This is a genomic window from bacterium (genome assembly GCA_021372775.1).
Lineage (GTDB): Bacteria > Acidobacteriota > Polarisedimenticolia > J045 > J045 > JAJFTU01.
The window spans coordinates 1-10,264 of record JAJFTU010000306.1 but is presented as its reverse complement, the minus strand read 5'-3'; the positions used below and the strand labels follow the sequence as shown (position 1 = coordinate 10,264).

Genomic DNA, 10,264 nt, shown 5'->3' with positions numbered 1-10,264 from the left:
GGCCCCTCTCCTGGGACGACCTCCTCGCCCGACGCGTCTTCCGCCGCGACCTCCGCGCCCTTCCCCCGCTCGCCCGACGCGTCCTCGCCCGCGACTTCCCCACCCCCACCGCCCGCGACGCCCCGCGCCTCTTCCCCAGGCACTGGCTCGCCCGCGCCTGAGCCCCGCCGCGCCGCCGCCGGCCGGCCCGCCGTCGCGGGACCCGCCCCGCCGCGGACGCTTCCGGGCCGCCGCAACAGTCTCGGCTTCACCGTGTGTGGGATACTCCGTGCATGGGGCTCAATCACGACGTGGCGCGGGACGTGATCGTGGTCGTCCTCGGCGGCGGCCGCGGGGCGCGTCTTGATCCTCTGACCCGCCAGCGCAGCAAGCCGGCCGTTCCGATCGCGGGCAAGTACCGCCTCATCGACGTCCCCCTCGGCAACGCCATCAACTCCGGCATGGAGCGGATGTTCCTCCTCACGCAGTTCAACTCCGTCTCGCTCCACCGGCACATCGCCGAGACCTACAAGTTCGACCACTTCTCCCGCGGCTCGGTGCAGATCCTCGCCGCGCAGCAGACGCCGGGGAACGACAGCTGGTTCCAGGGCACCGCCGACGCGGTGCGGCAGAACCTGCGCACGATCCGGGAGACGCGCGGACGCAACGTGCTGATCCTCGCCGGCGACCACATGTACCGCATGGACTACCGCCGGCTGCTCGAGGAGCACCTCGCCCGGCAGGCGGACGTGACGATCTCCGTCCTCCCCTGCTCGGCGGCGGAGATCGGCGAGTTCGGCGCGGTGCGGGTCGAGCGCGACGGCCGGGTGCTGGAGTTCCGCGAGAAGCCGCGCGACGCCGCGGCGCGCGCGGGGATGGAGGCCGACCCGGCGCTTCTCGCCGAGCGCGGCGTCCCCGCCGGCAAGCCGTATCTCGCCTCGATGGGGATCTACCTCTTCGACAAGGACGCCCTGCTCGACGCGCTCGACAACGAGATGGTCGACTTCGGCCACCACGTCATCCCGGCGGCCGTGGGCGGGAAGCGCGTCTTCGCCCACTTCTTCGGCGGCTACTGGCGCGACATCGGCACGATCCGCGCCTTCTTCGAGGCCCACATGGACCTCGTCCGCGCCGACGCGCCGTTCGACCTCTACGACCCCGCGTGGCCGTTCTACACCCACGCCCGCTTCCTTCCCCCGGCGCGGATCTTCGGCACGACGTTCGAGCGCGCGATGCTCGCCGAAGGCTCGCGCATCTCCGCCTCGCGGATCGAGGAGGCGATCGTCGGCGTCCGCTCCGTCGTGCGCGGCGCGACGATCCGCCGCGCGCTGGTGATGGGCGCCGATCCGGTCTTCCCCGAGCCGCGTCCCGGCGACCCGCCGGTCGGCGTCGGCGAGGGGACGGTGATCGAGAACGCGATCGTCGACAAGAACGCGCGGATCGGCCGCGGCTGCCGCCTCGTCAACGAGCGCGGCGCGCGGGAGGACGAAGGGCCCGGATGGGCGATCCGCGACGGCATCGTCGTCGTCGCCAAGAACGCGGTGATTCCCGACGGCACGGTCCTCTGAGGGTCCGATGGACTTCCCCCGCTCCGCAGGCGTCCTGCTCCACCCCACCTCGCTGCCCGGCCCGTACGGGATCGGCGACCTCGGCCCCGCCGCGCACGCCTACGTCGACTGGCTCGCCGACGCCGGCGCCGCGTATTGGCAGGTCCTCCCGGTCAACCCGCCGGGCCCGGCCTCCTGTCCCTACACCGCCCACTCGACCTTCGCCGGGGCGACGATCCTCGTCAGCCCGGAGACGATGCTCGCCGACGGCCTCGTCGCCGCCGCCGACCTCGAAGGCGCGCCGGACCGCGCCCCCGACGAGTCGGACCACGTCGCCGCCGCCGCGTTCAAGCGGGCGCTGCTCGACCGCGCGCACGAGCGCTTCGCCGCCGCGCTCCCCGCCGCGCGGCGTTCCTTCGACGAGTTCCGCGCGGCCGAGGCGTGGTGGCTCGACGACTTCGCCCTGTACGGCGCGCTCAAGCGCGCGCACCACGGCGCGGCCTGGTGGACCTGGCCGTCGCCGTTCGCGCGGCGCGAGCCGAAGGCGCTGGCCCGCTTCCGCGCCGACCGCGCGCGCGACGTCGAGCGGCAGGCGTTCGGCCAGTGGGTCTTCTTCGACCAGTGGCGGCGCCTCCGCGCGCGCGCCGCGGCGCGCGCCGTGAAGATCATCGGCGACCTGCCGATGTACGTCGCGCGCGACAGCGCCGAGGTCTGGGCGCGGCCGGAGGAGTTCCGCCTCGACGACGAGCTGCGGCCGACGCACGTCTCCGGCGTCCCGCCCGACTACTTCAGCGAGGACGGGCAGCTCTGGGGCAACCCGCTCTACGACTGGGAGCGGATGGCGCGGGAGGGCTATTCCTGGTGGATCGCGCGGACGCGCGCCGCGCTGCGCGTCGTCGACGTGCTGCGGATCGACCACTTCCGCGGCTTCGCGGCCTTCTGGGAAGTCCCGGCCGATGCGCCGACCGCCCGTCCCGGCCGCTGGGTCAAGGGCCCCGGGAAGAAGCTCTTCGACGCGCTCGCGGCGGCGCTCGGCGACCTCCCGATCATCGCCGAGGACCTCGGCCTGATCGACAAGCCGGTGATCGCGCTGCGCGAGGCGATCGGCGCGCCGGGGATGGCCGTGCTGCAGTTCGCCTTCTCCCCGGCCGAGCGGAGCACCTTCCTGCCCTACCACCACCGGCGGCGCCTCGTCGTCTACACCGGGACGCACGACAACAACACCGTCCGCGGCTGGTACGAGCACGACGCGACCGAGGAGGAGCGCGACTTCGTCCGCCGCTACTTCGCCGTCCCCGGCCACGACATCGCCTGGGACTTCGTCCGCGCCGCCCTCGCCTCGGTCGCCGACCTGGCGGTCGTCCCGCACCAGGACCTCGCCGGCCTCGGCCCGGAGGGGCGGATGAACACGCCGGGCGTCGCCGAGGGGAACTGGCTCTTCCGCCTGCACCCGTCGATGCTCGAGCCGTTCCTCCGCGAGCGGTTCCGCGACCTCCTCTGGATCTACGGCCGCCGCTGACCCGGCGCCGCGACGCGCCCCGCGGCGGAGCGTCGGCCGCCGCCGACCCGGCGACGGCCCCGTCGAGAATCGCGCCGGCGCCGCGGCGGCGGGACGTTCCGCCGCGGAGCCGCCGGCGCGATCGACGCCCTACCGCTTGACCAACTCGACGCGCCGGTTCTTGGCGCGTCCCTGCTCGTCCGCGTTCGACGCGACCGGGGCCAGCGGGCCGACGCCCTGCGCGGAGAGCCGCGCCGCCGCGACGCCGTGCTTGGCGACGAGCGCCGCGGCCACCGCCGCCGCGCGGTCCTGGGAGAGCTTCATGTTGTGCGCGAAGTCCCCGGCCGCGTCGGTGTGGCCGACGACGAACAGCTTGAGCGCCGGGTCCGCCGCGAGGAGCCTCGCGATCTCGGCCAGCGCCGGCGCCGACTCCGGCTTCACCTCGGCCTTGTCGGTGTCGAAGAGGATCCCGTAGACGGCGACGTGCCCGGTCTTCGCGATGTCGGCGCCCCACGCCGCGGCGTCGGCGACGACCTCCTGCTTCATCCCCTTCCGCTCGACGATCGTCAGTCGGTAGTACCCGCCGTTCTCGCCCACGACGACGCCGGCCCAGACTTCCTTCCCGTCCCGCTCGACCTTGATCGTCGTCTTGGCGTAGTTCCCGTCCGTATCCTCGAACAGCACCTGCCCGCCGAGCCTCTTCAGCGCGGCCTGGTAGTTGCGCATCACCGCCAGCGCCGACGGCGGCTCCGCCTCGTCGCGGATCCGGTACTCGATGAAGGTCTTCTTTCCCTCGACGACCGCGGGCTCGGCCCCGCGGACCTCGAACGAGTCGCTGTCGAAGTCGCGCGCCTGGTACTCGAAGATGAAGTAGTTCGCCATCCGGTTGAGCAGCGGATGGTCCTTGCTCCCGTCGGCGTCTTCCTGCGCCAGCGCCGGGCCGGCGAACGCGAAGCCCAGCGCCAAGAGCGCCCCCCCAACCAGAGACAGTCTCATCGTCGATTCCTCCCCGCCGCGCCTCCCGGCGCGGCCCGGCTACCGTAGCGGACGAGCGAGCCGCCGCGCAACAAGCGGCAGGGCGTCCGCCGGATCCGCGGCCGCGCCCCGGGCGTGGCCGCCGCCGCGGTCCGCGGTACTCTTCGGGCGCAAAGGAGCGGCGCCGTGAAATTCACCTTCGCCCACAACAACTTCAACGTGCTCGACCTGGGGCGCAGCCTCGCCTTCTACGCCGAGGCGCTCGGCCTCGTCGAGACGCGGCGGATCGAGGCGCCGGACGGCGGCTTCGTCCTCGTCTACCTCGGCGACGGCGCCACGCCGCACAAGCTCGAGTTGACGTGGCTGCGCGACCGGACGGCGCCGTACGACCTCGGCGAGAACGAATTCCACCTCGCGCTGACCGTCGACGACTTCGACGCCGCGCTCGCGCGGCACCGCGCGCTCGGCTGCGTCTGCTTCGAGAACCCGGCGATGGGGATCTACTTCGTCGCCGACCCCGACGGCTACTGGATCGAGATCCTGCCGCGGCGCTGAGCGGCCCGCGGACCGGGCGGCGGCGAAGACGATCCCGCGGGCCGCGTCGCGGCGCGGCCCGCGGGACGAGGACCGATCAGGGCGCGTCGATCGAGTAGAAGTAGATGTTGCCGTCGACGGCCGCGCCCGCGTCGGCGAAGGTCGTCGTCGCCGACGAGCCGCGCTTCGTCAGCACCTGGGCGGTCGTGCCGCGCCAGACGGAGGACGGCGTCGAGGGGTCGGCGCCCCACGACAGCTTCACGTCCGCGCCGCTCTTCGTCACCGTCAGCGTCGCCGTCTGCGCCGTCGGCGCGACGATCACGGCGTTGTTCCCGGCGCAGCCGGTGCTCGCCAGGCCGGCGGCGTTGTAGGCCCGCACGTAGAACGTCTCCGCGCCCGAGCCGCCGAACGCGACGGGGAGCGTCGTCCCGGCCTGCCGCGAGACCAAGGCGCCGTTGTTCGTCACCTCGTAGTAGGCGACGTCCGTGGACGCGTCCGAAGAGGGCAGCCACGAGAGCGTCGCCCCGCTCGCGGTCACGCCGTAGGCCCCGACCCCTTCCGGGCAGGACGGAGCGTCGGGCGCGGCGCAGCCGTACGACCGGACGGTCAGCGCGCCGTAGTATTCCGGGCCCCAGCTCCATCCGAGCAACCCGCGCTCGCCGAGCGCGACCGAACCGGTCTCGATCGGCGTCGCCGCGCCCACGGCGTGGAACCCCGAGTCGACCCGCTGCACGCTCCACCCCTGCGAGCTCTCCCAGGCCAGCACGAGGTATTCCGAGCCGTTCCAGAACAGCTGCGGGGCGCTGTCGTCGGTCGTCTTGACCTTCCCGTTCGTCAACGACGTCGCCGACGCGATGTAGAGCGACGAGCCCGCCACGTACGAGAACGCCTCGTGGAACGGCGTCGCGACGACGCTGACGCTGCCCGAGGCGAGCATTTCCGACTGCGGCCCCTCGCTGCGGAACCAGCCGGCGTCGCCGGTCACGGTCACGCCGTACAACGTCACCGAGCCGTTGCTCGCGCACCCGGAGGTCGAGGAGGCCGCCCAGCCGAGCCCCGCGACGTACTTGTGCCGCCACGGGCTCCACGCCAGCGACATGTCGCCGGCCGGGCAGGTCGTGCCCGAGTAGAACGGCTTGTCCTTGACCTGCGTCCCGCCGTTCGAAACGACCGCGCCGGAGGCGTCGAGCAGCGTGAAGAGCCACCTGATGTCGGACGACGCGCGGTAGGCGACCATGAACCCTTCGGGCCCCGCGGCGAGCCGCGGGTACGCGCCGGAGGCGCCGCCGCTGGTCAGGTCGTAGTGGCTGGCCGCCGTCCAGCGATTCGTCGCGTCGGGCACGATCCGCGCGAACGCGACGTCGTAGTTCGACGTCGCGCTCGCCGCCCAGACGAGCCCGAAGGCCGACCCGTTCCAGGCGAGTTGGAGCGAGCCGGTGGCCGGCGCGCGGGTGTCCGAGAAGAGGAAGATCATCGAGCCGTCGGCCTGCCCGTCGGCGAAGACCGGCTGCAGGTAGAAGGCGTAGTAGTAGGAGCCGATCGGGCGGAGGGCGAGGAGCCGCTGCACGATCACCGCGGCGTATTCCCGGCCGTTCCAGACGAAGTTGGAGGCGGTGTACTCGGTGCCGATGTAGGACGACTGCGCGTCGTTGATCGGCTGCAGCGCGGAGCACGGCTGCACGAGGTCGACCTCGTTGGGCGTCCCGCGCCCGGACGACGGCGCGACGGCCGCGAAGGCGGGCAAGGACAGAGCGACAGCAAGCGACAGAGCCGTGGCGATGCGCGTCATCGTTCCCCCAAGAGAGCGGTCGGCCGCGGCGCCGAGGCTCGGCGCACGGCCGCGGCATGATAGCAGACCGCCATTCGGCGCGCGGCGCCGCGGCCGCGGCGCGGGTCGGCCCCGCGGCGACGGTTTCAGAAAACGCGCTTCAACAACGGAATGCGGCGGAATACGAAATGGCTCAGCGGGAACGTCGCCGCGAGCGTCGCCGCCGCGGCGAGCGCGAACTTCGCGGCCGGCGGCGCGTCGAGCCCGCGCAGGACGACGGAGACGGCGACGAGCACCGGCGCGTGGAGCACGTAGACGCCGAACGAGTTGTCGGAGAGGAAGGCGGCGACGCGGCCGCGCCGGTCGAACCGCTCGCGGAACAGGACCAGCAGGCCGAGGCAGACGCCGACGCAGAAGAACGACTCCCACAGCGCGTACGCCGCGGCCTCCCGGCGGAAGCCGCCGAAGAACGGCCGCAGGTCGCCGGAGGCGGCGTTCCCCGCGGCCATCATCGCGAACCAGAACGCCGTGCCGCCGACCAGCGCGCCGACGAGCCAGCGCCTGCCGGTCGCCCGCGGGATCCGCTCGAACCAATCGTTGCGCCGCGCCGCGATCCCGACGGCGAAGAGCGCGACGTACTGGGCGAAGAAGCAAAGCTGCATGTTGTACACGTTCGTCCCGATCGGCTGGACGACGCGGATCAGGAACGCGGCGAGCGCGATCGTCGCCGCCAGCGCGGCCGCGGCGACGCTCCCGGGAACCGGCCGCGCGGGGCGCGGCGGCCGGTCGCCGAGCGCGCGCCGCCCGAGCGCGTAGACGGCGGAGAAGACGAGCAGCGCCGCGGCGAACCAGAGCGGGCCGGTGCCGGAGAGCAGGCGGTCGGTCGAGACGTAGCGCACGTACAGCTCGCCGAACGACCTGTTCTCCGGGCGCAGCAGGACGAACCGCGCGAACGGGCCGAGGACGAACATGTAGAGCAGCGTCGGGACGCCGAGGCGGAAGGCGCGGTCGGCGAGGAAGCGGCGGCAGCCCTTGCGGTCGTACGACGACGGCGCGAAGTAGCCGGCGAGCAGGAACAGGAACCCCATGAAGTAGGCCTGGGTGAACGACTGGAAGACGGCGAAGCCGACGAACGCCGCGGCGCCGAGCGGGCGCTCTTCGATGTACATCCAGCTGCCGATCCCGGAGTAGGTCACCGCGGCGTGGACCAGCACCACGAAGACGATCATCAGCCAACGCAGGTTGTCCACGTACGCCATGCGGCCGCGCGGCGCGCTCTCGTTCATCCCGTTCCCTCCGTCCGCGCCCTCCGCGGGGCGTGCGCCGATTCTATCCGCCCCGCGCCCGCGCCTCGGAACCACTCGCCGGCGCGTCGCCGCCGTCCGCGCGGAAGGCCGCCGTGCCCGGTCGGCGCAGCGTAGACTGCGGCGGTTCCCGAAAAGGAGGGGTCGATGGCTCGTTGGTGGATCGCCGCCGTTTCGCTCGCGCTCCTCGCGCCTCTCGCGCGCGCCGAGTCGCCGGCGCCCGTCGTTCCGGATCCGGCCGCGGTCGCGCGGCACTTGGCGGAGGCGCGCGCCGTCTCCGACGCCGACGGCGGCCGTTTGTGGGGCCGCCCGCTCTACGGGCCGCTGATCTTCGTCGATCAGGAGACGCGGCGCGTCTTGGCCAACCAGGCCGACGCGCAAGGCAGGCTGACGCCGACGGCCGGCGGGCTCTTCGCCGGCGCGTTGACCGACGAGGTCGTCGCCGCGAACACCACGACGACCTGGAGCGGCGTGCGCTGGACGATGCTCCTGCTGCCGCTGCCCGACGGCGCCGACGACCGCCGCGAGATGCTGGCCCACGAGATGTGGCACCGCGTGCAGGACGGCCTCGGCTTTCCGCTGACGAACGCCCTGCCGCGGCACCTCGGCGAACTCCAAGGCCGCTTCTGGCTGCGCCTCGAATGGCGCGCCCTCGCCGCCGCGCTCCGCGCCTCGGGCCCCGAGCGGCGCCAAGCCGCGGCCGACGCGCTCGTCTTCCGCGCCCGCCGCCGCGCGCTGTACGGCGCCGAGGCCGCGGAGATCGAGCGGACGCTGGAGATGAACGAGGGGCTGGCGCAGTACACCGGCGTGAGGCTCGGCCAGACCGACCCGCGCGCCGCGGCGCTCCGCTGGGCGGAGACGGTCGAGGGCGTGCCCTCGTACGTGCGCTCCTTCGCCTACGCCAGCGGCCCGCTCTACGGCCTGCTGCTCGACGACGCCGCGCCGGCCTGGCGCAAGGGACTGACGGGGAAGGACGACCTCGGCGCGCGCCTCGGCGCGGCGCTCGGCCTCGTCCCCGCCGCGGACGTCGCGAAGGAAGCGGACGCGCGGGCCGCCGCCTACGACGGCGCGGCGCTGCGGAAGGAAGAGGACGCGCGCGCCGAGCGGCTCGCGAAGCGGCTCGCCTCCTACCGCGCGCGGCTCGTGGACGGGCCGGCGCTGATCCTCCCCAACGAAGACGCCAACTTCGAGTTCGACCCGCGCGACGTGACGCCGCTCGGCGAGGACGGCGACGCCTACCCGCACCTGCGGGTGGCCGGCGCGTGGGGCGTCCTCGACGCGCGGAACGGCGCGCGGATCGCCCCCGGCTTCGCGGCCTTCGTCGTGTCCGCGCCGAACGATCCCGCCGCGCGCCCGCTCGCCGGCGACGGCTGGACGCTGGCGCTCAAGCCCGGTTGGACGCTCGCGCCGGCGACGCGCGCCGGCGACTTCGTCCTCCGCCGCGAACACTGACGCGCCGCGCCGGGGCCGCCGCGACGCGGCCCCGGCGCGCTTCTCTTCGCCGCGGACGCCGAGGACGGCCAGGACGCAGAGGACGGCGCGGACACCGCGGACGGTGCGGCGGCACGGCCCACGGCATCAGATGTCGCGGTGGCTGCCGTCGCACAGCGGCTTGGTCCCGCTCCGCTTGCAGCCGCAGAAGTGGACCTCGCCCGACTTCTCCGCCGCGTAGGCCGTCGGCGCCGCCCCGACGCTCTTGTGCGAGCCGTCACAGAACGGCTGCGCGGCGCTGAGCCCGCAGGCGCACCAGTAGTAGGTCTTCCCCGCCTCCACTTCGACCGCGTACGGCCCCTTCTTCGCGACCTTCGGCTCGCTCATCCAAGACCTCCCGCGGCGCCTTTCGCGCCGACGCGGGAATGGTACGGAGAATCGCGCGGGGAACGCGCGCGGCGTCAGTCCCGCGCGTAGGTCACGAAGATGGTCCAGCGCATCGGCATGGGCCGGCCGTTCTTCGCGGCCGGAGCGAAGCGGGCCGCGGCGGCCGAGTCGAGCGCGGCCATCGCCGCGTCCTCGTTGCGCGGCGGGGTCTTCTCGAGCGCGCCGAAGCGGCAACGCCCTTCGGCGTCCACGACGACGGCCATGCCGACCTTCACGTCGCGAAGTTCGCGGGCCAACGACCGCGGGTAGACCGGCGGCGTCATCTCGAGCAGACGAGGCGGGACGACGTCCTTGTCGTCGGGCGCGACGCCCCCCGCCGTCGCGACGGTCGTCGGCGCATCCTCGTCCTGCATCGCGAGGCGGACGGCGACGCAGGTCCCGGCGGCGCCCGGAACCTCGCGCACGACCCACGCCGGCTTCCGCCCCTCGAGCGCGAGCCGCTCGACGGCCAGCGGCCGCGCGGCGGTCCGCTCCTGCAGCGCGAGCTGCGCGCTCCGCGCGCCGTCCTTCCCGATCTTCGTCGCGAGGCCGAAGACGATCCGCCGCCCGGCGACGACGCCGAAGCCGTCGCGGCGTTTCGGCCTGGCGTCGAACTCGGCGACGATCGCCCCGAGCTCGACGACGTCGGTCCCGCCGAGCCGCGCCGCCAGCGCGCTCCGCCCTTCCGGCGTCGCGACGTCGGGCGCCGCGGGCGAGTCGTCCGAGGGGGCGCGGCAGCCGGCCGCGCCGTCGCGCCCGACCGCCCCCTGCACCGCGTACATCGTCATCGCCGCCCGCGCCG

General features: G+C 73.8%; 9 protein-coding genes. 4 read left to right on the top strand and 5 right to left on the bottom strand.

The window, feature by feature from the left end:
* Window positions 1–272: 272 nt before the first annotated feature.
* Both LLG88_10600 and malQ read left to right on the top strand, forming a co-directional pair.
* Window positions 273–1,547, top strand: coding sequence for an NTP transferase domain-containing protein (locus LLG88_10600; protein ID MCE5247349.1), 1,275 nt, complete (start codon window positions 273–275; stop codon window positions 1,545–1,547).
* A 7-nt stretch (window positions 1,548–1,554) separates the two neighbouring features.
* Window positions 1,555–3,045 (top strand): 4-alpha-glucanotransferase, encoded by a 1,491-nt coding sequence (malQ, locus tag LLG88_10595; GenBank protein MCE5247348.1) that lies wholly within the window; start codon window positions 1,555–1,557, stop codon window positions 3,043–3,045.
* A gap of 129 nt (window positions 3,046–3,174) precedes the next feature.
* Here the strand turns inward: malQ and LLG88_10590 are convergent, their stop codons facing one another.
* A complete protein-coding gene (locus LLG88_10590) occupies window positions 3,175–4,020 on the bottom strand; it encodes an OmpA family protein (protein MCE5247347.1) in 846 nt (281 codons plus the stop codon).
* Window positions 4,021–4,185: 165 nt separating this feature from the next.
* On the opposite strand from LLG88_10590, the gene LLG88_10585 reads away from it, so the two are divergent.
* Entirely contained in the window at window positions 4,186–4,554 is a 369-nt protein-coding gene (locus tag LLG88_10585; protein ID MCE5247346.1) for a VOC family protein, read from the top strand.
* Window positions 4,555–4,630: 76 nt separating this feature from the next.
* Here LLG88_10585 and LLG88_10580 read toward each other — a convergent pair whose 3' ends face one another.
* Both LLG88_10580 and LLG88_10575 read right to left on the bottom strand, forming a co-directional pair.
* Entirely contained in the window at window positions 4,631–6,277 is a 1,647-nt protein-coding gene (locus LLG88_10580) for a fibronectin type III domain-containing protein (GenBank protein MCE5247345.1), read from the bottom strand.
* Between the two features lie 170 nt (window positions 6,278–6,447).
* Window positions 6,448–7,587, bottom strand: a complete 1,140-nt coding sequence (locus LLG88_10575; GenBank protein MCE5247344.1) for an acyltransferase — start codon at window positions 7,585–7,587, stop codon at window positions 6,448–6,450.
* 165 nt (window positions 7,588–7,752) lie between these two features.
* On the opposite strand from LLG88_10575, the gene LLG88_10570 reads away from it, so the two are divergent.
* Window positions 7,753–9,057, top strand: a complete 1,305-nt coding sequence (locus LLG88_10570; protein MCE5247343.1) for a hypothetical protein — start codon at window positions 7,753–7,755, stop codon at window positions 9,055–9,057.
* Between the two features lie 126 nt (window positions 9,058–9,183).
* Here LLG88_10570 and LLG88_10565 read toward each other — a convergent pair whose 3' ends face one another.
* Window positions 9,184–9,423, bottom strand: a complete 240-nt coding sequence (locus LLG88_10565) for a CDGSH iron-sulfur domain-containing protein (GenBank protein MCE5247342.1) — start codon at window positions 9,421–9,423, stop codon at window positions 9,184–9,186.
* A 74-nt stretch (window positions 9,424–9,497) separates the two neighbouring features.
* A partial coding sequence (locus tag LLG88_10560) for a hypothetical protein (GenBank protein MCE5247341.1) occupies window positions 9,498–10,264 on the bottom strand: 767 nt, incomplete at its 5' end.